Origin of the sequence: Kitasatospora herbaricolor, assembly GCF_030813695.1 — a bacterium.
GTDB classification, from domain to species: Bacteria; Actinomycetota; Actinomycetes; order Streptomycetales; family Streptomycetaceae; genus Kitasatospora; species Kitasatospora herbaricolor.
In genome coordinates this window covers 7091125-7114856 of sequence record NZ_JAUSVA010000002.1, presented here as the reverse complement: position 1 = coordinate 7114856, position 23732 = coordinate 7091125, and the positions used below count along the sequence as shown (strand labels likewise).

At 74.0% G+C, this 23732-nt stretch carries 21 protein-coding genes; 9 read left to right on the top strand and 12 right to left on the bottom strand.

Annotated features, from left to right (window positions below; translation table 11 throughout):
• Positions 1-32: 32 nt before the first annotated feature.
• The 4 genes from J2S46_RS30910 (at position 33) to J2S46_RS30895 (ending at position 5993) form a co-directional block, all read left to right on the top strand.
• On the top strand, positions 33-983 hold the full coding sequence (locus tag J2S46_RS30910) for an ABC transporter substrate-binding protein (protein ID WP_191287846.1): 951 nt from the start codon (positions 33-35) through the stop codon (positions 981-983).
• Between the two features lie 125 nt (positions 984-1108).
• Positions 1109-1654, top strand: coding sequence for a DUF732 domain-containing protein (locus tag J2S46_RS30905; RefSeq protein WP_191287845.1), 546 nt, complete (start codon positions 1109-1111; stop codon positions 1652-1654).
• 775 nt (positions 1655-2429) lie between these two features.
• Complete coding sequence (locus tag J2S46_RS30900) at positions 2430-4490, top strand: glycosyl hydrolase family 18 protein (RefSeq protein WP_191287844.1); 2061 nt, start codon at positions 2430-2432, stop codon at positions 4488-4490.
• Between the two features lie 519 nt (positions 4491-5009).
• On the top strand, positions 5010-5993 hold the full coding sequence (locus J2S46_RS30895; RefSeq protein WP_191287843.1) for an NAD-dependent epimerase/dehydratase family protein: 984 nt from the start codon (positions 5010-5012) through the stop codon (positions 5991-5993).
• A gap of 42 nt (positions 5994-6035) precedes the next feature.
• Here J2S46_RS30895 and J2S46_RS30890 read toward each other — a convergent pair whose 3' ends face one another.
• The 6 genes from J2S46_RS30890 to J2S46_RS30865 all read right to left on the bottom strand — a co-directional run bounded on the left by J2S46_RS30890 (position 6036) and on the right by J2S46_RS30865 (position 11158).
• Positions 6036-7292 (bottom strand): multidrug effflux MFS transporter, encoded by a 1257-nt coding sequence (locus J2S46_RS30890; RefSeq protein WP_191287842.1) that lies wholly within the window; start codon positions 7290-7292, stop codon positions 6036-6038.
• A 181-nt stretch (positions 7293-7473) separates the two neighbouring features.
• Positions 7474-7980: a hypothetical protein gene (locus J2S46_RS30885; RefSeq protein ID WP_191287841.1), complete on the bottom strand. Its 507-nt coding sequence runs from the start codon at positions 7978-7980 to the stop codon at positions 7474-7476.
• Between the two features lie 321 nt (positions 7981-8301).
• Positions 8302-9270 (bottom strand): alkaline phosphatase family protein, encoded by a 969-nt coding sequence (locus tag J2S46_RS30880; RefSeq protein WP_191287840.1) that lies wholly within the window; start codon positions 9268-9270, stop codon positions 8302-8304.
• Entirely contained in the window at positions 9267-9416 is a 150-nt protein-coding gene (locus J2S46_RS30875; RefSeq protein ID WP_191287839.1) for a hypothetical protein, read from the bottom strand. Before J2S46_RS30875 ends, J2S46_RS30880 begins: the two co-directional genes overlap by 4 nt.
• Positions 9417-9506: 90 nt before the next feature.
• Positions 9507-9860, bottom strand: coding sequence for a hypothetical protein (locus tag J2S46_RS30870; protein ID WP_191287838.1), 354 nt, complete (start codon positions 9858-9860; stop codon positions 9507-9509).
• A gap of 119 nt (positions 9861-9979) precedes the next feature.
• The gene (locus J2S46_RS30865) at positions 9980-11158 is read right to left on the bottom strand and encodes an acyl-CoA dehydrogenase family protein (RefSeq protein WP_191287837.1); all 1179 of its coding nucleotides are present in this window, start codon (positions 11156-11158) and stop codon (positions 9980-9982) included.
• Between the two features lie 174 nt (positions 11159-11332).
• On the opposite strand from J2S46_RS30865, the gene J2S46_RS30860 reads away from it, so the two are divergent.
• Positions 11333-11653 carry a hypothetical protein gene (locus J2S46_RS30860; RefSeq protein WP_191287836.1) on the top strand — a complete coding sequence of 107 codons (321 nt, stop codon included), beginning with the start codon at positions 11333-11335 and terminating at the stop codon, positions 11651-11653.
• 264 nt (positions 11654-11917) lie between these two features.
• Complete coding sequence (locus J2S46_RS30855) at positions 11918-12913, top strand: chitinase (protein ID WP_191287835.1); 996 nt, start codon at positions 11918-11920, stop codon at positions 12911-12913.
• Between the two features lie 140 nt (positions 12914-13053).
• Here J2S46_RS30855 and J2S46_RS30850 read toward each other — a convergent pair whose 3' ends face one another.
• On the bottom strand, positions 13054-14880 hold the full coding sequence (locus J2S46_RS30850; protein ID WP_191287834.1) for a cholesterol oxidase substrate-binding domain-containing protein: 1827 nt from the start codon (positions 14878-14880) through the stop codon (positions 13054-13056).
• Between the two features lie 248 nt (positions 14881-15128).
• Complete coding sequence (locus J2S46_RS30845) at positions 15129-15524, bottom strand: MmcQ/YjbR family DNA-binding protein (RefSeq protein ID WP_191288281.1); 396 nt, start codon at positions 15522-15524, stop codon at positions 15129-15131.
• Positions 15525-15718: 194 nt separating this feature from the next.
• Between J2S46_RS30845 and J2S46_RS30840 the strand changes: the two genes are divergently transcribed.
• Positions 15719-17149, top strand: a complete 1431-nt coding sequence (locus J2S46_RS30840; RefSeq protein ID WP_191287833.1) for a class II fumarate hydratase — start codon at positions 15719-15721, stop codon at positions 17147-17149.
• A gap of 152 nt (positions 17150-17301) precedes the next feature.
• Here J2S46_RS30840 and J2S46_RS30835 read toward each other — a convergent pair whose 3' ends face one another.
• From J2S46_RS30835 to J2S46_RS30825, 3 genes are all read right to left on the bottom strand, one after another.
• A complete protein-coding gene (locus J2S46_RS30835) occupies positions 17302-17808 on the bottom strand; it encodes an SPW repeat protein (protein WP_229911973.1) in 507 nt (168 codons plus the stop codon).
• 110 nt (positions 17809-17918) lie between these two features.
• A complete protein-coding gene (locus tag J2S46_RS30830; protein ID WP_191287832.1) occupies positions 17919-19100 on the bottom strand; it encodes a winged helix DNA-binding domain-containing protein in 1182 nt (393 codons plus the stop codon).
• Between the two features lie 65 nt (positions 19101-19165).
• Positions 19166-19645 carry a YbaK/EbsC family protein gene (locus J2S46_RS30825; protein ID WP_191287831.1) on the bottom strand — a complete coding sequence of 160 codons (480 nt, stop codon included), beginning with the start codon at positions 19643-19645 and terminating at the stop codon, positions 19166-19168.
• A 157-nt stretch (positions 19646-19802) separates the two neighbouring features.
• On the opposite strand from J2S46_RS30825, the gene J2S46_RS30820 reads away from it, so the two are divergent.
• Both J2S46_RS30820 and J2S46_RS30815 read left to right on the top strand, forming a co-directional pair.
• Positions 19803-20345 (top strand): PadR family transcriptional regulator, encoded by a 543-nt coding sequence (locus J2S46_RS30820; protein ID WP_190209618.1) that lies wholly within the window; start codon positions 19803-19805, stop codon positions 20343-20345.
• Positions 20346-20370: 25 nt separating this feature from the next.
• Complete coding sequence (locus tag J2S46_RS30815; protein WP_191287830.1) at positions 20371-22089, top strand: acyl-CoA dehydrogenase family protein; 1719 nt, start codon at positions 20371-20373, stop codon at positions 22087-22089.
• A 210-nt stretch (positions 22090-22299) separates the two neighbouring features.
• On the opposite strand, the gene J2S46_RS30810 is transcribed toward J2S46_RS30815, so the two are convergent.
• Complete coding sequence (locus tag J2S46_RS30810; RefSeq protein WP_370882264.1) at positions 22300-23658, bottom strand: M28 family metallopeptidase; 1359 nt, start codon at positions 23656-23658, stop codon at positions 22300-22302.
• Positions 23659-23732 lie beyond the last annotated feature (74 nt).

Sequence of the window (23732 nt, the reverse complement as noted above, 5' to 3'; positions counted from 1 at the left end):
TCCCTTCTCCCCCTTCCGAAAGGTTCCACCCGATGTCGAACTCCTCACGCGCCGGAGCTGTCCGCCGCGCCCTCACGGCCGCCACCCTCGCCTCCCTCGCGCTCGGTGCGGCCGCCTGCGGCTCCTCCGGCGGCGACCCGCTGGCCTCGCCGTCCTCGGCCGGCGCGACGGCGCCGGGTTCCGGCTCCGGTTCCGGCTCGACCGTGGTGGTCGGCTCGGCGAACTTCCCCGAGAACGTGCTGCTCGGCTCGATCTACTCGCAGGCGCTGAAGGCCAAGGGCGTCAAGGTCGAGGAGAAGTTCAACATCGGCAGCCGCGAGGTGCTGTACGGGCAGGTCCAGAACGGCAGCCTGACCGTGCTGCCGGAGTACAACGGCGCGCTGCTCGGCTACCTGGACGCCAAGTCCACCGCGGCCAGCAAGGAGGAGGTCAACGCGGCGCTGGCCAAGGCGCTGCCGGCCTCGCTCGGGATCCTGGACTCCTCGCCGGCCGAGGACAAGGACTCGCTGACCGTCAGCCAGGAGACCGCCGACAAGTTCGGCCTGAAGAGCGTCAGCGACCTCGCCCCGCAGGCCGCCGACTTCGTGATCGGCGGCCCGCCGGAGTTCAAGTCCCGCCGCGAGGCGCAGTTCAAGGACGTGTACGGGCTGACCTTCAAGGAGTGGAAGCCGACCGGCGAGACCACCGCGAACGCGATCAAGGACGGCACGATCCAGGTCGGCAACGTGTTCACCACCGACCCGAAGATCCTCCAGCTGAAGCTCGTCCCGCTGGCCGACCCGAAGAACGTGTTCGGTGCGCAGAACGTGACCCCGCTGGTGAACAAGGCGGGCGTGGACGCGACCGCGACGGCCGCGCTGAACGCGGTCTCGGCCAAGCTCGACACGGCCGGGCTGACGGCGCTGATGAAGCGGGTCGCGATCGACAAGGAGGACCCGTCGGCGGTCGCCAAGGACTGGCTGAAGTCCAACGGCCTGGGCTGACGCCCCGCTCGGCCCGCCGGATTCCTCCCGGCGGGCCGAGGTCCCCGGCCGGGACGGCCCGGCGCCGGCATTACGAGATCGTCACGACCGGCGACGTCCCGCCGCGAACATGACACCGTATGGCGATGCGCACACGCCTCCTCGCCGCCACCCTCACGGCGGCCGCCGCCCTCACCCTGACGGCATGTTCCAGCGGCAGCGGCTCCGCCGCTCCGGCGCCCCCGACCGCCACCACCCCCGCGTCCTCGGGCTCCGCCGCGCCGGCCACCTCCCCCGCCGCCGACGCCCCGGGCGCCACCTCGGCACCGCCCTCCGCCACGGCCCCCGCGGACCCGACCGCGGCCGACCCGGCCGCGCCGCCGGCCACCGCCAAGCCCTCGCCGCCGGCCGACGCCGGCCTGCCGCCCAAGCCGGACGGCGCCCTGGTCGCCAAGCTCGTCGGCGCACTAGACGCCATCGACCGGGACATCGTCGCGGGCGACCCCGACAAGGCCGCCGAGCGGGCCCGGAACACCTGCCAGGACATCTACCGGTACCCCAAGGACAGGGACAAGCTGGTCGACCTGACGAACCAGCGCTTCACCTCCGCGAAGCACCCTTCGGGCTGGGGCCCCGAGCAGGCCGCGAAGATCCTCGAAGCCGTCCGCGGCGCCGTCTGCCCCCCGTCCTGACCCGCTCACCGGCCGGACGTCTCCGGCCCGAGGGCCCGCAGCCCCGCCGGATCCCTCGGTCGGGGCTGCGGGCCCTTCCGCCCGGGTGACGCCGGCGTCCGGCCCGGGGTCGGGCGCGCAGATGTCGGCGGCCGGCTCATCGACCGGACGCGCGTCGACCGGCTCCTCGACCGGCTCGCCCCCGGGGAGGTGGCGGGTGGCGGCGTCCCCCCGGAGCGCGGACGAGCTGCGCCTGACTTCTCCCGGAAGGACGGCGACGTGGGTGTGTGCGGGTACCGCCATCGGCCCGCGGGTGCGGGCGGGCGCGTACGGGGGTGCGCGGGACGGGGAGGAGACGCCGGACAGGCGGTGGCCGGGGCCGTCCGCCAGGATCGGCGGAACCCTCGGGCTCATGCGTCGGGGCGGTGCGCGCCCTCTCTGCCGTTGTCACTCACGGGAGATCATCTCCGCTGCGGCGGCCGGCTCGCAAGCGATATCGCCCGGCCCGCCGCCCGATGGCTTCGATGACGAACTGTTAGGACTCTTGACAGACAGGTGGTCTAGTCCAACTATAGGCGGTGTCCATCCGACCGGGATGCACTGTGGGGGTGTGACCACCGGCCGGCGGGGCTTGCCCTGCCCATCTCCCGACCACCCCCGACCCGCAACGGCGACCGTGCCCCTGCACCGCCGTCCGCCCCGGTGCCTCCATGACCCGGGCGCCCGCCCACGGCTTCGGCCGAGGCGGACAACTGTCACCAACTGTCAACGTCAACACGTCTGTTGGAGAACAAACATGCGCCTGCGCAGAACCGTCCAGGCCATCGTGGCCACCTGTGCCACGCTGGTCGCGTCAGCCGGCCTGATCACGGTGGGGACAGCCTCCGCCGAGGCCGCCACCCCACTGCCCACCCGGATCTTCGCCCCCTACTTCGAGGCCTGGACCGGTGAGAGCCCGGCCGCGCTGGCCGCCCAGTCCGGTGCCAAGAACCTCACCATGGCCTTCCTGCAGACCGCCACCAAGGGCTCCTGCACGCCGCTGTGGAACGGCGACACCTCGATGCCGGTGGCGCAGTCCACCTTCGGCGCCGACATCGCCACCATCCGCGCCAACGGCGGCGACGTCATCCCGTCCTTCGGCGGCTACACGGCCGACAACACCGGCACCGAACTCGCCGACAGCTGCACCGATGTGAACCAGATCGCGGCCGCCTTCGAGAAGGTCATCACGACCTACGACATCAGCCGGATCGACCTCGACATCGAGGACAACTCGCTGACCAACAGCGGCGGCATCGACCGCCGCAACAAGGCCATCAAGCTGGTCCAGGACTGGGCCGCCGCCAACGGCCGTTCCGTCCAGTTCTCCTACACCCTGCCGACCACCACCAGCGGGCTTGCCGACAACGGGCTGAACGTCCTGCGGAACGCGATCGCCAACAACGCGCGGATCGACGTCGTCAACCAGATGACGTTCGACTACTACGACAACGCCTCGCACAACATGGCGACCGACACCCAGACCGCCACCACCGGTCTGTACAACCAGCTCGCGCAGCTCTACCCGAACAAGACCTCGGCGCAGCTGTGGGGTTCGATCGGCATCATCGAGATGCTCGGCATCGACGACTTCGGGCCGGCCGAGACCTTCACCGTCGCCAACGCCACCACCGTGTACAACTGGGCGCTCTCCAAGGGCGTCAACACGCTCTCCTTCTGGGCCCTCCAGCGGGACAACGGCGGTTGCGTGGGCACGGCCGGCGCCGACAACTGCTCCGGGATCAGCCAGGGCACCTGGGACTTCACCCACATCTTCGCGCCGTACACCAGCGGTACCACCACGCCGGTGAACGACTTCTCGGTGAGCACCACCCCGGCCGCCGGCACGGTAGCGGCCGGCTCCGCCACCACCGCGAACATCGCCACCGCCGTCACCTCCGGCTCCGCCCAGAGCCTGGCGCTGACCGTCACCGGCGCCCCCGCCGGCGTCACCGCCACCATCAACCCCGGCACGGTGAACGCCGGTTCGGCCGCCACCCTGAACATCAGCACCACCGCCGCCACCGCCGCCGGCAGCTACCCGCTGACCGTCAAGGCCACCGGCGCCTCCGGCAGCCACACCACCACCTACACCCTGACGGTCACCAGCACCCAGCCGGGCAACGACTTCTCGGTGAGCACCACCCCGGCCGCCGGCACGGTAGCGGCCGGCTCCGCCACCACCGCGAACATCGCCACCGCCGTCACCTCCGGCTCCGCCCAGAGCCTGGCGCTGACCGTCACCGGCGCCCCCGCCGGCGTCACCGCCACCATCAACCCCGGCACGGTGAACGCCGGTTCGGCCGCCACCCTGAACATCAGCACCACCGCCGCCACCGCCGCCGGCAGCTACCCGCTGACCGTCAAGGCCACCGGCGCCTCCGGCAGCCACACCACCACCTACACCCTGACCGTGACGGGTGGCACCACCCCGACCGGCCTGGTCAACGGCGGTCTGGAGACCGGCAGCCTCGCCCCGTGGACCTGCCAGAGCGGCGGCGCCGTGGTCGCCACCCCGGTCCACAGCGGCACCCGCGCCCTGCAGGCCGCCGTGACCGCCGGGCAGACCGGCGAGTGCGCGCAGACCGTCACCCTGCTGCCCAACCACAGCTACACGCTGTCCGGTTGGGTCCAGGGCAACTACGCCTACATCGGCGTGAGCGGCGGCGCGACGGCCAGCACCTGGACGCCTGCCGCCAGCAGCTGGACCAAGCTCACCGTGCCGTTCACCACCGGCGCCTCGGGCACCGTCACCGTCTACCTGCACGGCTGGTACGGCCAGGGCAGCGTCTTCGGCGACGACTTCTCCATCGCCTGACCGCCGCCGCCGGGTGGGACCCGGTGGTGCCGGGCGGCCGCCGGACGTGTTCCGGCACCGCCCGGCACGGGCCCGGGCATCCGCTCCGGACCCGACCAGGACCCGCTCCGGGACGGCCGGGCCCGGTACCGCCCGACCCGGTACCGCCCGACCCGGTAACCCGCCGCCGGGCGTGGTGCAGGCTTCCCGCCCGCGCCGCGCCCGGCGGCGGCGTTCCCGGGACGAGGAGCGGGCGGCGCGCCCGGCAACGGTACGGAAGCCTGGCAGTGCCGGACGGGACGATCCCATCGGGACCGGGCGGCCGTCGGTGCGTCGCGGTCGGGGCCCGGCCGGGTGTCGGTGCGTCGCGGTCAGGGCCCGGGCCGCCCGATGCGGCATGATCGACGGCGGTGGCTCGGCCCCGCCCGCGTGACCGGGCCGGCCCCGGAGGACGCCGGGACCGCGTCCCGGCCGGGGCCGGTGGGTGTCCGACCGCCTTCCGACCGCCATCTGCCCACCGCCGGACCGCCGGAGGACCGTATGCGCCAGGCACTCGTCACCGGAGCCACCGGCACGGTCGGCCACCCGCTGGCCAGGCTGCTGGCCGAGCGGGGCGTGCGCGTCCGGGCGCTGGTCCGCGACCCGGCCCGGGCCGGGCTCCCGCCCGGTGTCGAGGCCTGGCCCGGCGACCTGGCCGAGCCCGGCTCGCTGCGCGCCGCCGTCCAGGGGTGCGACACCGTCTTCCACGCCGCCGGCCTGCCGGAGCAGTGGCTCCTGGACCGCTCGCTCTTCGACCGGGTCAACGTCGACGGCACCCGCTCGCTGGTCGAGGCCGCGCTGGCGGAACGGGTCGAGTGCTTCGTGCACACCAGCACCATGGACGTCTTCGAGCGCCCCCGCGACCTGCCGTTCGACGAATCCCTGCTCGAGGAGAAGCCGCTGGGCACAGCCTACGAGCGCTCCAAGCAGCAGGCCGACCGGCTGGTCGTCGAGGCGATCGGACGCGGGCTGCCGGCCAGACTCGTCCACCCGTCCGCGGTCTTCGGCCCGGGGCCCGCCCGGCCCACCGCGCTCAACCGGCTGCTGGTCGACCTGGCCCGGCGGAAGGTGCCGGCACTGCCGCCCGGCGGCATGGCCGTGGTCTTCAACGAGGATCTCGCCGAAGGCCAACTGAGGGCCGCGCGGGCCGCCGTAGGCTCGCGCTACCTGTTCTCCGACCGCTTTCTGGAGCTGCCCGAGATCGCCGGGCTGGTGCGGCGGGCGGTGCCGGGCGCCCGGGTCCCGGTCACGCTGGCGAGCCCCAGCGCCTGGATCCTCGCCGCCGTCGGCGAGCTGACCTCCAAGGCCACCGGCCGACCGCCCCAGCTGTCCTTCGGCGAGTTGCACTTCCTCGGCTCCGAGCTGACCCCCGACGCCCGCCGGGCTCGCCTCCAGCTGGACTGGCAGCCGAGCGACACGGCCGACGCGGTGGCCGCCACACTGCGGGCCTTCGGCGTCCGGACGGCCTCGCCCGACGCGGGCTGACCGGGTGGGGCCCCGGCCCCGCCGCCGACCGGGGCCCTGTCCTCAGAGCGCGACCCGCCAGGGCCGGCAGAGCACCAGGTACGCGGTGCCCGCCAGGGCCGAGCACCCCAGTACCACGGCCCCGAGCACCAGCGCGGACGGTTCACCGCCGGCGCTGCTCAGCGGCGCTACCAGCGCACCGCACAGGAAGGTCCCGACCCCCAGCAGGGCCGAGGCCGAACCGGCGGTGGCGGGTTCCACCATGGTCAGGGCCTGCGCGGCCGAGTTGGGCAGCACCACGCCCATGCTCGCCATCATCACGAACACCGGCGGGCAGAACCCGGCCAGGCCGAGGTCCCAGACCCCGGTCAGCAGGAGCAGCACCACCGCCGCCACCGCGCCGACCACCAGCCCGGCGGTCATCAGCGCGCGGGCGGAGAAACGGTGGGCGAGCAGCCGGCCGTTGAGCTGGGTCACTCCGACGATGGCGAAGGAGTTCAGTCCGAACAGCAGGCTGTAGGTCTGCGGCGACACCCCGTACACCTGCTGCAGCACGAAGGACGAGCCGCTGATGTAGGCGAACAGCGCGCCGAAGGCGAAGCTGCTGGTGAGGACGAGGCCGAGGAAGCGGACGTCCCGCAGCAGCCGGCCGATGGTCCGCAGGGTGGCGGCCAGCCCGCCGCCGTGGCGGCCCTCCGGGGGCAGCGTCTCGCGCAGCGAGACCAGCGCGAAGACGGTGAGCAGCAGGCCGAGGACGCCGAGCGCGGCGAAGGTGCCGCGCCAGGTGGTGACCCGCAGCAGTTGGGCACCGAGCATGGGCGCGAACATCGGCGCGAGCCCGGATATCAGGCCGATCGAGGCGAGGAAGCGGACCACCGCGACGCCGTCGTAGCGGTCCCGGGCGATGGCCCGGCCGATCACCAGCCCCGCCGCCCCCGCCATGCCCTGCAGGAACCGGCCCGCCACCAGCAGCGGCAGCGTGGTCGCCAGCAGGCAGAGCAGGGTGGCGGCCGAGTAGACCAGCAGGCCGCCCAGCAGCGGCCGGCGCCGGCCGAGGCGGTCGCTGAGCGGTCCGAACAGCAGCTGGCCCGCGGCGACGCCGAGCAGCGAGAAGGTCAGCGTGAGCTGGGTGGCCGCCGGGTTGGTGTGCAGGTCGGCGGTGAGTGCGGGGAGTGCGGGGAGGTAGAGGTCCGTGGTGAGCGGGCCGAGGGCGACCAGCCCGCCGAGGACGACGACGCCGGTCCGGCCGATGCCGGTGAGGTCGGAGGGACGGGAGAGGGTCGACTGCGCACCGGTGGTATCGGCGGTCGGGCCGGGCATGGGGCTCCTCACGAGCGTCGGGTACTCGCTCCGTCCTACCCCAGCCTGCCGCCCGGCCGACAGCCGGGCCCCCCGGGTGGATCATCCGGGGGGCCGGCCGGTGGGTGCCCCGCCCGCTCCGCCACGGCTCCGGCGGGCGCGCCGGATCGCTGCCGGTGGGCCGCCCGGGCCCTCCGGGGCGTCAGCGCCGGGGTGCCGCGCCCCCCTGGCCGGCCGCCCGGGCACCGGCGCCGTCCTGCCAGGCGTACAGCTGATCCCCCGACAGCACGACGCTGTAGTGCCCGCAGCGGCCGGACACCTCGGCCGCGGGCGCGGCCGGGAACCAGCCCGCCTTGAGCCTGGCCGCGCCGGGCCGGTCCTTCGTCGTGGGCCCGGGGTGGGCCGCGCCGGACTTCCGTTCGGAGGGCGTGCAGCCGGCCGGGAGGCGCCCGCCGGGGACGGTGGCCCGGAGCAGGCTGTCGTCGGTGGTGGTGGACCGCAGGTAGCGGACGGCGGAGGCGTCGTCCGGCAGCCAGGACGGCACGGTGCGCTGGCCGGCCTTGGCCGCGCTGCCGGTGGAGTAGTCGGCCTGCTCGCGGTGGTGCCCCTCGTACCAGTCCGTCATCCGGGGGCCGACGGCCACCGTCGCGACCGCGAGCGCCATCCCGGTGCCCGCCACCCCCACTGCGAGCTTGCCCATCATCCCCATGACTGCTCCAACCCTTTCCATCCGGCGACGTCACAGCGCCGGCTCTGCTTGTCCTCCATCCTGGCCCGGCCGCCCCGACGCGGCATCAGCACGAGGTCGCGAACCACCCTCCACCCCAGGGGGTACGGTCTCCACCTTGAGAGGTACACCGGGCCCCGGGCGGCCTGCCCCGGGCCCCGCTGTCGGCCTGTCAGGCCCCGGCCGACCCGCCGCCCACCACCCGTCCGCGCCGGCGGGGCCGCCCCGGCCCCGGGCCGGAACCCCTAGGGGACGGGCCGGGTCGGCAGCCCGGTCCGCGGCCCGCACCGGGCCCGGTGCGCCTCAGCCCCGGCTCGATCCGGCAGTGGCCGGCGCCCCCTCCGGCACTCCGTCCGGCACCCCCTGCGAAAGTTCTTCCGACACTCCCGCCGCGGCGTCCGGCCCGGCCTCCGGCGCCCGCCGGGCGACGGGGAACGGCCGCCCGTCCAGCGTCCAGTGCGGATCGGCCGGACGGCCCAGCGACGCGTAGACCTGGGCGGCCACGTCCACGTGGCGGATCACCCCGGTGGGCGGGGCGGCCGGGATGTCCGGACCGGCGCAGGCCACCCAGGCGGTGCGCTCCTCGGGGGTGGTGCCGCCGTGGCCGCCGGCGTCCACGTGCCCGTGGTCGGTGACGACGATGACGGTCCACGCCTCCCGCCGGTGACCCGGCCGGCTGCGGAGGGCGTCCAGGAGGCGGCCGAGCCGTTCGTCCGCCGCCCGCATCGCGGCGCGGTAGCGGGCGCCGCAGCCGAGGAAGTGCGCGGTCTCGTCCACCGCGCCGAGGTAGACGAAGGAGGCCTCCGGGTCGGCGGTGGTCAGCACGTGGACGGCCTCGCGGGTGACCTCCTCGTCGACCTCCTCCCAGGCCTCCGGAGTGTCGGCGGCCGGCGCGATGTACGAGGACCGCCCGGGTGCCCGGAACAGCGGGCCGCCGGCCATGGCGAGCAGCAGGGGCTCCCAGCCGGCGGCGACGAAGGTGCGCCGGCCGTCCAGCTTGGCGAGCCTGGTCGCGAAGTCCGGGAAGACGTCCAGCCGGTTGCCCGCGAGGTGGTTGCCCCACACCCCGTGCTTGGTCGCGGTGACCCCGGTCACGACCGTCGCCCAGCAGGGCCCGGACATGGTCGGGGTGTCCGCGTCCACCTCGACGGGCACCAGGAACCCGGCGCCGGCGACCTCGGCCAGCCGTGGCATCGCCACCTCGGACAGCAGGTCGTGGCGTACGCCGTCGATGCCGACGACGAGCACGCGGGGTGTACGAGGCGTGGTCATGAGGGGGTTCCTTCCGGTGCCGCGGCCGGGTCGTGCGCCTGGTCGGCCGCCGCCGCGTCGCCCACCGGCCCGGCCATGCTGCCGTGGGTGGCGTACCGGACGGTGTCCTGACGGCGAACGGCCGGCGTCCGGCCGGTGGCGCTCACGCGGCCGCTCGCCCCGGGCACTGGGCCGTGCCGGGGCGAGCGGCGCGGGACCGGATCGCGGGCGGGACCGGTTCACCTGGCCGGGCTCCGTCAGCAGGCCGGCCGGAACTCGTGGACCACTTCGATCAGCCCGACGATGTGCCGGTTGAACTCCGCCAGTTCCTCGGCCGGGACCCAGAGCTCCAGGATGGTCCGGCCGCCCGCCTGCCGGACGGGGTAGCGGGCCAGGAAGGCGGTGTCGACCTCGAAGCGGGTGACGTAGCCGACGCCGGAGGCGCGGACGTTCCAGTCCCGGGCGATCCGGATCGCGTAGTCCTCGTTCAGCACCGGGTAGAAGATCGGCTGGTCCGGCAGCCTCGGCGGCCAGGCACGCCGGCCGGAGGCCTCGACCAGTGCCAGCTCCTGAGGTCCGGTGGGACGCCAGAGGGTGGTGGTACCGGTCACGTCCGGGCCTTCTTCGCTCGACGGGGGCGGGTGGGAGTGCCGACCCTAACCGGCCCGCCGCCGTGACGGCGAGCCGGTTTTCGGTGGGCCCCGCCCCTGCCCCGCCGTTTGAGGACGGCTCAGTGATAGGCGGCCTCACCGGTGATGGCCTGGCCCAGCACGAGGGTGTGGATCTCACCGGTGCCCTCGTAGGTGAGCACCGACTCCAGGTTGTTGGCGTGCCGCAGCACCGGGTACTCGGTGGTGATCCCGTTGGCGCCGAGGATCGTCCGGGCGCTGCGGGCGATCTCCAGGGCCGCGCGGACGTTGTTGAGCTTGCCGAAGCTGATGTGCGCCGGCACGGACTCCCCCGCGTCCTTGAGCCGGCCGATCCGCAGGGCGACCAGGTAGGCCTTCTCGACCTCCAGCATCATCTCGACCAGCTTCTGCTGGGTGAGCTGGAAGGCCGCGATCGGGCGGTCGAACTGGACCCGGGTCTTCGCGTAGTCCAGCGCGGTGGTGTAGCAGTCACGGGCGGCGCCGACGGTGCCCCAGAGGATGCCGTAGCGGGCCTCGTTCAGCGAGGAGAGCGGCCCGCGCAGGCCGGTGACGCCCGGCAGCACCGCGTCGGCCGGCAGGTGCACGTCCTCCAGCACCAACTCGCTCGTCACCGAGGCCCGCAGGGAGAGCTTGCCGTGCACGTCGTTGGCCGAGAAGCCCTTGGTGCCGCGCGGCACCACGAAGCCCCGGACGCCCTCCTCGGTCTGCGCCCAGATCACCGCGGCGTCCGCGATGCTGCCGTTGGTGATCCACATCTTCGTGCCGGAGAGCACCCAGTCGCTGCCCTTGCGGCGGGCCCTGGTGCGCATGTTGGCCGGGTCGGAGCCGAAGTCCGGCTCGGTCAGGCCGAAGCAGCCGATCGCCCGGCCGGCCGCCATCTCCGGCAGCCACCGCTGCTTCTGCTCCTCGGAGCCGAAGGCGTGGATGGCGCGCATCGCCAGCGAGCCCTGGACGGAGACGAAGCTGCGCAGCCCGGAGTCGGCCGCCTCCAGCTCCATGCAGGCGACGCCGTAGGCGACCGCCGTCGAACCGGTGCAGCCGTACCCGTCGAGGTGCATGCCGAGGACCCCGAGGGCGCCGAGTTCGGGGGCCAGCTCCCGGGCCGGGAAGACGCCGCGCTCGAACCACTCCCCCACGTGCGGCCTGATCCGCTCGTCGGCGAAGCGCCGGACGGTGTCGCGGATCAGCCGCTCCTCGTCGGTGAGCAGGTCGCCGACGGCGAGGAGGTCGGCCGGGTCGATGCGGTTCGGCTTCGTCATTGAAGCGCTCCTTGGAGTCTCGGAAGGTACCGGCGAGTATTCCGCACCGGACCGCCCGCCGGGCCGCCGGGAGGCCGCCCGGTGCGGCGCCGCCCACGGCGGGGGCCGCCGGGCGGCCCGTACTAGGCTGACCGGGCCAGGAGGGGCATTTTCCGAGGACAAGGGGTGGACGAGATGGCGCGCTGGGCTCTGGTGGTCGAGGAGACCGACGGCATCGGTGACAACCGGCTGTGGGCGCCGAAGGTCCTCGCCGAGATCGAGGGCAGCCGCGAGGAAGCGCTGGCGGAGCTGAAGCGGATCGTCCCCGGCTACCGCCCGCAGCACCCGGTGACCGACCGCCAGCGCACGCTGCTGCGGGACGGGGACTCCTACCTGCTGATCACCCGCGGCAGCATGCGGGACTACCACTGCGTGTTCCGGGTCTGGGAGCTGCTCTGGGACAGCAAGCGCCCGGAGATCCAGCAGGAGCGGCTGCGGGACAACCCGGCGGGCTGAGCACGACCGCCCCGGCCGGGCGCGCGGCACTGCCGGGCGCCCGGCCTCGCCGTGTCCGGCCGCAGCCACGCCGGGCGAGCAACGGGCTTTCCGACGGGGGCTCTTGACGTGTACCGCGACAGCTGGTTCCCTACCCTGCAAGCGTTAGGAAACTTTCCTAACGTAATAGGGACTCCCGCCCCTCGCCTCCCTGCGCCGCCCTCGCATCGCCGCACCACGTCTCCCGCCCCCACGGGCCCCCACGGACCAACGGAACGGTGAACCATGAACCCGCGCACACCCCTCCGCCCGCTGCTCGCCCTGGCCGCCGCCGTCTCGCTCACCGGCACCGCCTTCGCACTGGCCCCCGCCGGGCTGGCCGCCACTCCGGATCCGGTCGGCCTCAACGCCCCGTACGAGTACCTGGGCTGGGGAAGTCCGCAGAGCCCCACCGCGGTGATGGCGGCCACCGGCGTCAAGCAGTTCACGCTCGCCTTCATGCTCAGCGACGGCGGCTGCAACCCCAAGTGGGACGGCAGCCGGGCGCTCACCGGCGGCAGCGACCAGAGCGCGATCGACGGCATCCGGGCGGCCGGCGGGGACGTGGTGATCTCCTTCGGCGGCTGGAGCGGCGCCAAGCTCGGCGAGAAGTGCACCTCCGCGAGCGCCCTCGCCGGCGCCTACCAGAAGGTGATCAACGCCTACCGGCTCAAGGCGATCGACATCGACATCGAGGACACCGAGGTGGCCGGTGCGACGGTCCGTCAGCGGGTGATCGACGCCCTGAAGATCGTCAAGAACAACAATCCCGGCATCAAGGAGTACGTCACCTTCGGCACCACGCCCACCGGCCCGGACGCGGCCGGCGTCGACCTGATCAAGAAGGGCGCGAAGGCCGGCCTGGCGCTCGACGGCTGGACCGTCATGCCCTTCGACTTCGGCGGCCACAGCGGCTCGATGGGCTCGGTGACCGTCACCGCCGCCGACGGCCTGAAGAACGCCGTCGCGAGCGCCTACGGCTACGACTCCGCGACGGCCTACCGCCACATCGGGATCTCCTCGATGAACGGGAAGACCGACGAGAGCGACGAGACCGTCTCGGTCACGGACTTCACCACGATCGTCAACTACGCCAAGGCGCACCACCTGGCCCGCTTCACCTTCTGGTCCGTCAACCGCGACCGGCAGTGCCCCTCGGGCACCCCGGCGGGCGACGCCTGCAGCGGGATCAGCCAGGCACCGTACGCCTTCACCAAGATCGTCGCCGCCTACCACGGCTGACCCGGCTCCGGGCGGCACGGCGGGCGACAACGCCCCTGCCCAGCAACGCCACTGCCCAACAAGGCACTCGCTTCGAGCGGGACTTGCGGGCCGGGCACCCCGGATCGCACGGGGTGCCCGGCCGTACCGGCCGCCGCCGGTCAGCGCAGCAGCGCGTCCAGGAACGGGTTGCCGAGGACCCGATGCGGGTCGTACCGGTCGAGCACCGCGACGGCCTCGTCCCAGCCGGGGCCCCCGCCCGCGCGGAGGCTGTCCGGCACCACCCGGCCGAGCACCTCGGGCTCGGCCCAGGCCGCGTCCTCGGTGTACGCCCAGCCCTTGGACCACTCGACCCGCAGGCCGGCCCGCGTCCCGTCGAAGGTCCGCAGCAGGAACCGCTCGATGTCCCGGCAGAACCGGTGCAGGCCCGGCGTGTTGGGCAGGGTGAGGATGTCGAGCCAGACCGCGGTGTCCCACTCGGGGCGGTCCGGGCGCGGGCGCAGGGCGGAGAGCAGCGGCGGGCGGGCGCCCGGCACCCCGCACCAGGAGGGGTCGTCCAGGCCCGTCACCCGGATCTCCACCGTCCCGTTCACCGGGAACTCGCCGCGGGCCTGGTACTGCCCGAGCAGCGACCGGTAGTAGGCGGCGAACTCGCTGACCACCCACTGGAGATCGGCCCGCCGGGCCAGCACCGCGTAGCCGTTGGCGGTCATCCGCAGGGTGCTCGGCCGGACGTACTGGAGCAGGGTGCGGGACGGCCCCCAGAGGTCCGAGCGCAGCCCGCCGGCCAGCAGATGGGTGAGGGTGTCGCCGCTCAGCAGGTCGCGCAGCAGGCCGCCGGAGAGCAGGATGTCGGTCAGGTCCGCGGTCAGCGCCAGCTTGGCCACCAGGTACTGGAGTTGGCCGAACAGCGGGGCCGTCCCCCAGGCACCGCCGACCAGTTGGCCGGCCAGCCGGGCCACCGGCTCGGGGATGTTGTCGGTGAAGGGGTAGTTGTAGGGCTCCTCCACCTGCCGGGCGGCGAACGGCCGGGCCGGGGCGAGGCTCCAGGTCTTCAGCCAGGGCCGGTCGGTGTACGCGAACCAGATGGCCTCGGCCCGGCCGTCGTGGTCGACGAAGCCCGCGAAGGTCCGCGGCCCGCCCGCCGTGCCGGGCCGGGCGAACAGCTCGTCGGCCGGGATGTCCAGGCGGCTGACGCAGCGCAGCCGCTGGTCGGCGCCGGCCCGCAGGACGACCTCGGTGAGGAAGGCCCGGCCCAGGTGGACCAGGAAGGCCGCGCTGTCGGCCTCGGCCCGGCCGAAGGTGCGCAGCACGTACCGGCCGGCGGCCTCGTCCCTTACCACGGCGGTGAGTTCGGTGACCTGGTTGCTCAGCGAGCCGTAGCCGTGGCCGGGCCGGGGGCTCTCGCCGGCGGCCGGCACGGCGGTGCCGTGGCCGCCGATCGCGAGCACGCCGCCCACCGTGACCTCGCCGGGCGCGGGACAGGCGGTGACCCCGAGGCCGCGGCCGGCGAGGTGGGCGAGCAGGCTCTCCATGGTGGCGCCGGTCTGCACCCGGACCGTGTCGGCGCCGGCGTGCGAGATCGCGGTCAGGTACTCGGAGGTGTCGACCAGCAGGACGCGCGCCGCCTCGTCGGTCCGGTCGGCGACCGTCAGCGGCGCCCAGGTGTGCCGGTACCCCTGGGCGCGCAGCCGCCAGCCCTGGGCGTGCGCCCAGTCGGCGAGGGCCGCGACCTCCTGCGGGGTGCGCGGCGCGCAGGTCCAGAGCTGGTCGGTGCGGATCTCGCCCGACCAGTTCTCGTACACCCGCCGGTAGGCCGCCGTCCCGGCGGGCAGTGCGGGCGGCGCGGTGCCGGCGGCGCCGGCGCTCTCGGGGCCGACCGTCCCGCGCAGCAGCCAGGCCGCTCCGCCCAGCCCGGCCGAGGCCCCGATCAGCCCGCGCCGGGTCAGCCCCGGTCGCCCGCGGTGCCGTCCTGCGTCCGTGTCCATGTCCGTCCCCACCCTCGGTGTCAGCCTGCGCCGTCCGCCGGCCCGGCCGGACGGCTCCCGGCCCGCCGGCGGACCCGCCCGGTCCGCCTGCGGGCCGCGGGTGCGGCGGGCGGTCGGCGCGGTCGGTCGGGGCACGGCCCGGCTGCCGGCGGGGCTCGGCCGAGCGTACGGAGCGGCCCGGGCGGGACCGGGGCGATCCATCCGGGCCTCACCCGATCGGGTGAACTCCGGAGAGCGGCCGCCGGGTCTCAGCGGGGCGGACGCTCCCCCTCCCCCGGACGGGAGACCCCGGGCCAGTCCAGCACCAGCTGCTGGCGGCGCGGGAGCTGGGTGACGATCAGGTCGTAGGAGTCCTCGATCATCTCGCGGACCAGCCGGTCCGGCAGCGATCCGTCGAGCAGGACGGTGTTCCAGTGCCGCTTGTTCAGGTGCCAGCCGGGGGTGACCGCCGGGTGGTCCTCGCGCAGCCGCACGGCGACCTCGGGGTCGCACTTCAGGCTCACCTTGAGCGGTTCCGCGTCCAGGGTGCTCAGCGCGAAGATCTTCCCGCCGACCTTGAAGACCGAGGTCTCCGGGCCGAACGGGAAGGTCTCCTCGGCCCCGTTGAGGGACAGGCAGGCGGCCTTGAGCGCGGCGGGCTTCATCGTCATGGGCACAGTCTGCCGGGCGGGCCGCCGGGGCCGTGCCGCAGGCTCGCGTCATCCGTTCGAGTGAGCCGGGAAATACCTGGGGACCGCGCGCGGCTGTGCTGATCGGCGGTTGCCGCGAGGGGTGGCCGCCGTGCGGGCCGCGGTCGAGTCGGCGGCGGCCCCGGGAGCCGAGCAGAAGGTGTCGCGCCATGGGTGACGAGCAGGCCAGGTCCGGTCAGCGGGCCGGGGGCGCCGAGCAGGAGTGGCGGATCGAGCACGACTCGATGGGCGAGGTGCGGGTGCCCGCCGCCGCGAAGTGGCAGGCCCAGACGCAGCGGGCGGTGGAGAACTTCCCGGTGTCCGGCCAGCGGCTGGAGCGGGAGCACATCGCGGCGCTGGCGCGGGTCAAGGCCGCGGCGGCGAAGGTGAACGCCCGGCTGGGGGTGCTGGACGAGGCCACCGCGGCGGCGATCGTGGCCGCGGCCGAGGAGGTGGCCGCCGGCGGGCTGGACGACCAGTTCCCGGTGGACGTGTTCCAGACCGGTTCGGGGACGTCCTCGAACATGAACACCAACGAGGTGATCGCCACCCTGGCGGGCGAGCGGCTCGGGCGGCCGGTGCACCCGAACGACCAGGTCAACGCGAGCCAGTCGTCCAACGACGTCTTCCCCTCCTCCATCCACATCGCCGCCACCGCGGCCGTCACCCGGGACTTGATCCCCGCGCTGGAACACCTGGCGGAGGCGCTGGAGCGCAAGTCCGCGGAGTTCGCCGGGGTGGTGAAGTCCGGCCGGACGCACCTGATGGACGCCACGCCGGTCACCCTCGGGCAGGAGTTCGGCGGGTACGCGGCCCAGGTCCGGTACGGGCGGGAGCGGCTGCTGGCGGCCCTGCCCAGGGTCGCGGAGCTGCCACTGGGCGGCACCGCCGTCGGCACCGGCATCAACACCCCGCCCGGCTTCTCGGCCGCCGTGATCGCCGAGGTGGCCGCGGCGACCGGCCTCCCGCTGACCGAGGCGCGCGACCACTTCGAGGCCCAGGGCGCCCGGGACGGCCTGGTCGAGCTGAGCGGCCAGCTGCGGACGATCGCGGTCGGCTTCACCAAGATCGCCAACGATCTGCGCTGGATGGGCTCCGGCCCGCGCACGGGGCTGGCCGAGATCAACCTGCCCGACCTGCAGCCCGGATCGTCGATCATGCCCGGCAAGGTGAACCCGGTGCTGCCCGAGGTGGTGCTGATGGTCGCCGCCCAGGTGATCGGCAACGACACCACGGTCACGGTGGCCGGCGCCGGCGGCAACTTCGAACTCAACGTGATGCTGCCGGTGATCGCCCGCAACGTGCTGGAGTCGATCCGGCTGCTGGCCAACAGCGCCCGGCTGCTCGCCGACCGCGCGGTCGACGGGATCACCGCCAACGTCGACCGGGCCCGCGAGTACGCCGAGTCCTCGCCCTCGGTGGTCACCCCGCTCAACCGCTACATCGGCTACGAGGAGGCGGCCAAGGTCGCCAAGCAGGCCGTCGCGGAGCGCAGGACCATCCGTCAGGTGGTGCTGGACCGCGGCTACCTGGAGCAGGGCCTGCTCACCGAGCAGCAGTTGGACGAGGCGCTGGACGTGCTGCGGATGACCCACCCCTGACGGCGCCGCCCCTCGGTGGGGCCGCCGCGCCCGCCGAGGGCGCCCGGCGGCCCGGGCCCGCCCGGCTCCCGAGGCCGGTCGGGCCGGAGGGCGCAGGCAAGTCGCGCCTGCGCCCTCGGTGTGGCGCCCCGGGCCCAGGGGGGCGCGACGGATCAGGCGCCTCCTCCGCCCGCGCGGCCGCCGCCGGTGGCACGACCGCCGGAGCCCCGGCGCATGGCCGCGCCGCTCGCCGTCATGGACGCCATCGAGATGGCGGCCAGTCCGAGGAGCACCATGCAGCCGCCGGTGATCAGATTGGTCGTGATGGTCCGCCGGACGTCCACGTTCCCGGAGACCACCCAAGGCGCGATCATGCACCAGACACCGATCGCCGTCGCCGCCCAGGCACGGGCGTGGGTGCGCTCGTAGGCGGAGCCGTAGCCGCCCATGAGCAGGGCGAACGCCAGGCCGAGGATCAGGTTGTTGACGACCAGCGTCGTGAAGCCCAGGAAGCCGCTGAACCCGACCACCCAGGGCGAGATCGCCAGGAAGAGCCCGGCCAGGACCGCCAGCGCCTCGACGCCCTGAGCGGCCGGCGTCGAGGTGACGCGCTCGTAGTGCTCCCGGAGTTCGACGATGTCCGGGTGATGCTCCATGCCCATCGGAATCTGGGTAGACACCGATACCACCTCCTTGGTTGCGGAACATGGAAGGCGCAAGCCCACTACCCATTTTGGACCTTTTCTAACACTTTGCCCCTTTTTCGGGAACGATTCCCGGCCCCCGAACGTCAGGGGCGGGCGATCCGCAGCTCCGCCGCCACCTCCAGGAACCGGCCGACGGCCGCCACCTCGGCCCGCAAACCCTCGCGGACCGGCCCGGGGATCGGGCCGAAGGGCTCCACCAGCACGGTCACCGTGCCCCGGGAGCGTTCGGCCGCCCAGCGCCCGAGCACCCGCCCGTCGGCCACCAGCGCGGGGCGGACGACCCCGCCGCCGGCGTTGATCCGCCTGGCGAAGGCCGGGTCCAGCATGACCGTCCGGTCGCGGTAGCCCAGCAGGTAGTTGTCGTACGCCCCGAGCAGCCGGACCACGGGCCCGGACTCCGGCCCGGACTCGGGCCCGCCGTCCGGCCCGCCCGACGGGGGCTCGGCGCCGGGGCCGGCGAACAGCCCGGGGGCCACCTCGGGGAGCCCGGCCGCCGCGACGGCCCGCCGGCAGGCCGTCAGCGGCAGCCCCGACCAGGCGGCCAGATCGGCGGCGCCGGCCGGGCCGAAGGCGGCCAGGTAGCGGACGGCGAGCGCGGCCAGGTCCGCCTCCTCGGGCGGACCCGGCGGCTCCGGCGGACCTGGCGGCGGGCCCGGCCGCAGGACGTAGCCGGGCTCGCGCGGGGCCACCTCGGCGCCCCGGCAGAGCAGGCCGCGCGCCGCCGCGTACGCCACCAGATGGGCCGGGGCCTGCCCGGAGGGGTCCACCTCGACCCCCCGGCCGATCAGCGCGGCGATCAGGTCGGCCCGGCCGAGCGGGGCCGCCAGCACCTCGGGGAGCAGCGCGACGGCCTGCTCGCAGATCTCGTCGGTCAGCCCCAGCTGCCGCCGCCGGCCCGCCCCGGCGGCGAGGTTGCGGGCGCCGAAGAGTCGCAGCAGCCAGGGCAGGTCCCCGGCCGGGACGAGGTGCAGGGTGCCGCGCATCAGCCAGCTGGCGACCACCTCGCCGGACCGGTACGCCGCGTCGACCTCGGCGGCCGCGTCGACGCCCCGGGCGCGCAGGCCGAGCCGGGCCGCCGCCGCGTCCTGGGCCTGGACACCGGCGGCCCGCCCGGCCACGGCCGCCACCCTGCCCGAGCGCCCCGGACCGCGCGGGCCGCCGGAGGGTGCCTCGTGGGGGCCGGCGGAGGGTGCCTCGTGGGGGCCGGCGGGGCCGAACTGGGCATGCATTCGCCGGCGCAGGAGTCGCGTCTCGTCCGTCGTCACCCGGCCATTCTTCGCGCTCGCGCCCGCCCGGGCACGCCTCGGCACCGCGGCGCCGGGCGCGGGTCTCAGTTCACCGGTACCGCGGCGCCGCCGGTCAGGGCGAGGAGCTGCGCGAAGGTGGTCGGGAAGACCGTGTGGGGGTGCCCGGCGGCCGCCCAGACCTCGGGGTGCGCGGCGAGGGTCTCGTCCACCAGCGTGCGCACCGGGGCCGGGTGGCCGACCGGCGCGACCCCGCCGATCGGCTGGCCGGTGTGCTCCCGGACGAACTCGGGCGTGGCGCGCCGGATCCTGGCCGCCCCGATCAGGACCGCGAGCTTCGCCGTGTCCACCCGGTGCGCGCCGCTGGTGAGTACCAGCAGCGGGGCCCCGTCGGCGTCGAAGACCAGACTGTTGGCGATCGCCCCGACGTCGCAGCCGAGCTGCTGCGCGGCGGCCAGGGCGGTGGGCGCCGTCTCCGGCAGCACCCGGACCGCCGGACTCGCGCCGCCGGCCCGCAGCGCCGCCTCGACGGCCCGGACGTTCGGATGACTGGTGATCCGCTCCATGCCGGCGATGCTACCGCCCGCCCCTCCGGGCCCGGAGGCGATCGCCCCGGCATCCCGTCCGGTCTCTGCGACCGGTCCCGGCCGACCCGGGTGAGCTGTGTCTCATCCGGGCGGGGTGGCATTGCCTATGCAACTCGTTGCATAGCAGGATGCGGGCATGGCACTGGAGCACGCGATCCTCGTCTCACTGCTGGAGCAGCCCGGCTCCGGGTACGAGCTGGCCCGGCGGTTCGACCGCTCCATCGGACGCTTCTGGACCGCCACCCACCAGCAGATCTACCGGGTGCTGCGGCGGATGGAGGCGGACGGCTGGATCGCCGCCGAAGAGGTCGCCCAGGACGGCCGGCCGGACAAGAAGGTCTACTCGGCCGCCGCGCCGGGCCGGGCCGTGCTGGCCGGCTGGCTGCGCGAACCCGTCGAGCCGGAGACCGTCCGGCACGAGCTGGCCGTCAAGATCCGGGCGGCCGCCTTCGACGACCCGTCCGCGCTGGTCGCCGAGGTCGAGCGGCACCGGGAGAGCCACGCGGCGCTGCTCGCGCGCTACCTCTCCGGCGAGCGGCGCGACTTCCCCGCCGGCGCCGCGCTCGACGCCCAGCAGCAGTTGCAGCACGTGGTGCTGCGGGGCGGCATCGAGTACGAGCGGATGACCCTCGCCTGGCTGGACGACGTGCTCGCCACCCTGCACCGCCTCGGCAACTGAACCCTCAACCCCCAGGGACGACACCATGCTGTTCAACCCGCGTACCTACGACCCCGCGCAGTTCGACGAGCCGACCCGCCGGCTGCTGCGCGCCACCGTCGACTGGTTCGAGTCGCGCGGCAAGAAGGCCCTGATCGACACCTACGTCGACCGTGCCTGGTACGGCGACTTCCTCGAGTTCGCGGCCAAGGAGGGCCTGTTCGCGGCCTTCCTGACGCCGGCCGGCGAGGCGGGCGAGGAGGCCGGCGCCGAGGCGAAGCGCTGGGACACCGCGCGGATCGCCGAGCTGAACGAGATCCTCGGCTTCTACGGGCTCGGCTACTGGTACACCTGGCAGGTCACCATCCTGGGCCTCGGCCCGGTCTGGCAGAGCGAGAACGAGGCCGTCCGGGCCCGCGCCGCGAAGCTCCTGACCGAGGGTCACGTGATGGCCTTCGGGCTGTCCGAGCGCAGCCACGGCGCCGACATCTACTCCACCGACATGATCCTCACCCCGGACGGCGAGGGCGGGTTCACCGCCAGCGGCTCCAAGTACTACATCGGCAACGGCAACGTGGCCGGCCTGGTCTCGGTGTTCGGCCGCCGCTCCGACGTCGAGGGCCCGGAGGGGTACGTCTTCTTCGCCGCCGACAGCCGGCACGAGGCGTACCACCTGGTCAAGAACGTGGTCAACGCGCAGATGTACGTCAGCGAGTTCCGCCTCGACGAGTACCCGGTGCGCGCGGAGGACGTCCTGCACACCGGCAAAGCCGCCTTCGACGCCGCGCTGAACACCGTCAACGTCGGCAAGTTCAACCTCTGCACGGCCTCGGTCGGCATCTGCGAGCACGCCATGTACGAGGCTGTGACGCACGCCCACAACCGGGTGCTCTACGGCAAGAAGGTCACCGACTTCCCGCACGTGCGAAGGGAGTTGACGGACGCCTACGCCCGGCTCGCCGCGATGAAGCTGTTCAGCGCCCGGGCCGCGGACTACTTCCGCTCGGCCTCCCCCGAGGACCGCCGCTACCTGCTCTTCAACCCGATGACCAAGATGAAGGTCACCACCGAGGGCGAGAAGGTCATCGACCTGATGTGGGACGTCATCGCGGCCAAGGGCTTCGAGGCGGACACCTACTTCGACAAGGCGGCGAAGGACATCCGCGGCCTGCCGAAGCTGGAGGGCACGGTCCACGTCAACCTGGCCCTGATCCTCAAGTTCATGGGCAACTACCTGTTCAACCCGGCCGAGTACGCGCCCGTCCCGAGCCGGCTGGACGCCGCCGACGACGAGTTCCTGTTCCGTCAGGGCCCGGCCCGCGGCCTCGGGGCGATCCGCTTCCACGACTGGCGCACGGCCTACGACACGCACGCCCGGGTGCCGAACGTGGCCCGGTTCCGTGAGCAGGCCGACGGCCTCTGCGCGCTGCTGGCCGCCCATGCGCCGAGCCCGGAGCAGCAGCAGGACCTCGACTTCCTGCTCTCGCTGGGCCAGCTGTTCGCGCTCGTGGTCTACGGCCAGCTGGTGCTGGAGCAGGCGGAGTCGACGGGCCTGGACGGCGATCTGCTGGACGAGATCTTCGACGTGCTGGTGCGCGACTTCTCCACCCACGCCACCGAGCTGCACGGCAAGTCCGGCGCGAGCGAGGAGCAGGCCGCCTGGGCACTGGCGCACCTGCGCCGCCCGGTGGCGGACGCCGGCCGCTCGGCCCGGGTCTGGGCCCAGGTCGAGGGCCTGGCCGGCGCGTACGAGATGCCGGCCTGACGGCGGCCCCGCCCACGGGAGGGACCGCACGGACCGCACTGCTGACGGCCGGCCACCGACGGCTGACGGCTGACCGGGTGCGGGCGCCGCACTGCTCGGCGGCGCCCGCACCCGTGGCCCGGGCGGCACCCCACCCGGGGTTCAGGAGGCCCGTGGGGTCCGGGCCGTGCCGCGGTTCCGGCCGGGCCCGGCGGGCCCGGCCGGAGCGGCTCAGAAGGTGAGCTTCCAGCTGTCGATGTAGCCGGTGTCCTGCGCGGCCACGTCCTGCACCTTGAGCTTCCAGGTGCCGTTGGCGACCTCGCTGGACGCGTTCACCGTGTAGGTGGTGATCACGTTGTCGGCGGAGTCGCTGCTGCTGGAGTTCTTCAGCCGGTACGTGGAGCCGTCCGGGGCGACCAGGTCGATCACCAGGTCACCGCGGTAGGTGTGCTTGATGTCCACGCCGACCGCGAGCGCGGCGGGGGCGTTCCCGGTGCGACCGGTGACCGTGACCGAGGAGGTCACGGCCGCGCCGTTGTCCGGGACGGCGACGTCGGCGGTGTTCTCGAAGACCGTCCCGGTGGGCGGGGTGGTCGTCCCGGTGCCCAGGGTCCACAGCGCGTACGCGATCGCGTCGCTCATCCGGTCCAGCGCGACGTCGTTGATGTTGGCCGAGGTGTCGCAGGACTGGTGGTAGCAGCGGTCGAAGGCCTGGCCGGAGGTGCCGCCCCACTTGGCGGCCTGGGCGCTGGTCTTGATGTAGTCGGCGCCGCTGAACAGGCCGCCGACCGGGATGCCCGCGTTCTTGAACGGCGAGTGGTCGGAGCGGCCGTCGCCCTCGGTCTCGGGCTCGGTGGCGACGCCCAGGCCGGAGAAGTAGGTCTGGAACAGCTGGTCCAGGGCGGCGGCGTCGTCGTAGACGAAGTAGCCGGGGTTGGGCGAGCCGATCATGTCGAAGTTGAGGTAGGCCTCGATCTTCGAACGGTCCGCGCTGGAGAGGCTGTTGACGTAGTTCTTGGAGCCGACCATGCCGGCCTCCTCGGTGCCCCACCAGCCGAACCGCAGGTGCTTGGCGGGTTGCAGCGCTGCGCGGGAGACGGCCAGCGCTGCCTCCAGGATGCCGGCCGAGCCGGACCCGTCGTCGTTGATGCCGGGGCCGGCCGTCACCGAGTCGAGGTGGGCGCCGACCATCACGACGTGCGAGGCGTCGCCGCCCGGCCAGTCCGCGATCAGGTTCCAGCTGGTGGCGCCGCTGTAGGTGTAGGACTGCAGCGTGGTGGTGAACCCGGCCGCGTCCAGCTTGCCCTTCACGTAGTCGATCGAGGCCTTGTAACCGGCCTTGCCGTGGGCCCGGTTGCCGCCGTTGGCGGTGGCTATCGACTGCAGTTGGGCGAGGTGCGCCTTGACGTTGGCGACCGGGATGTCCGGTGCGGCCAGGGCGGCGGAGGGTGCGGCCGCCGGGGCGGCCGGCGCCGCGGGCCGGGCGGCCTGGGCGGCGGGGGCGAACACGGCGGCGGCGACGGTGAGGGCCGCCCCGGTCGCGAGGGCGGATCGGCGCAGGCGGGATCGCCGCAGGGCGCGCTGGCTCAATGGAGGCTCCAGATTCTGGTGGGGCAGAACGGAACGGACGTCAGGAACGGGCGGGTGGGCCGGTCGACCCCTTC

Excerpts from the sequence above, each read along its gene's own strand:
- J2S46_RS30910 (WP_191287846.1), top strand. The coding sequence starts at position 33 with ATGTCGAACTCCTCACGCGCCGGAGCTGTCCGCCGCGCCCTCACGGCC.
- J2S46_RS30905 (WP_191287845.1), top strand. The coding sequence starts at position 1,109 with ATGCGCACACGCCTCCTCGCCGCCACCCTCACGGCGGCCGCCGCCCTC.
- J2S46_RS30900 (WP_191287844.1), top strand. The coding sequence starts at position 2,430 with ATGCGCCTGCGCAGAACCGTCCAGGCCATCGTGGCCACCTGTGCCACG.
- J2S46_RS30895 (WP_191287843.1), top strand. The coding sequence starts at position 5,010 with ATGCGCCAGGCACTCGTCACCGGAGCCACCGGCACGGTCGGCCACCCG.
- J2S46_RS30890 (WP_191287842.1), bottom strand. The coding sequence starts at position 7,292 with ATGCCCGGCCCGACCGCCGATACCACCGGTGCGCAGTCGACCCTCTCC.
- J2S46_RS30885 (WP_191287841.1), bottom strand. The coding sequence starts at position 7,980 with ATGGGGATGATGGGCAAGCTCGCAGTGGGGGTGGCGGGCACCGGGATG.
- J2S46_RS30880 (WP_191287840.1), bottom strand. The coding sequence starts at position 9,270 with ATGACCACGCCTCGTACACCCCGCGTGCTCGTCGTCGGCATCGACGGC.
- J2S46_RS30865 (WP_191287837.1), bottom strand. The coding sequence starts at position 11,158 with ATGACGAAGCCGAACCGCATCGACCCGGCCGACCTCCTCGCCGTCGGC.
- J2S46_RS30860 (WP_191287836.1), top strand. The coding sequence starts at position 11,333 with ATGGCGCGCTGGGCTCTGGTGGTCGAGGAGACCGACGGCATCGGTGAC.
- J2S46_RS30855 (WP_191287835.1), top strand. The coding sequence starts at position 11,918 with ATGAACCCGCGCACACCCCTCCGCCCGCTGCTCGCCCTGGCCGCCGCC.
- J2S46_RS30850 (WP_191287834.1), bottom strand. The coding sequence starts at position 14,880 with ATGGACACGGACGCAGGACGGCACCGCGGGCGACCGGGGCTGACCCGG.
- J2S46_RS30845 (WP_191288281.1), bottom strand. The coding sequence starts at position 15,524 with ATGAAGCCCGCCGCGCTCAAGGCCGCCTGCCTGTCCCTCAACGGGGCC.
- J2S46_RS30840 (WP_191287833.1), top strand. The coding sequence starts at position 15,719 with ATGGGTGACGAGCAGGCCAGGTCCGGTCAGCGGGCCGGGGGCGCCGAG.
- J2S46_RS30825 (WP_191287831.1), bottom strand. The coding sequence starts at position 19,645 with ATGGAGCGGATCACCAGTCATCCGAACGTCCGGGCCGTCGAGGCGGCG.
- J2S46_RS30820 (WP_190209618.1), top strand. The coding sequence starts at position 19,803 with ATGGCACTGGAGCACGCGATCCTCGTCTCACTGCTGGAGCAGCCCGGC.
- J2S46_RS30815 (WP_191287830.1), top strand. The coding sequence starts at position 20,371 with ATGCTGTTCAACCCGCGTACCTACGACCCCGCGCAGTTCGACGAGCCG.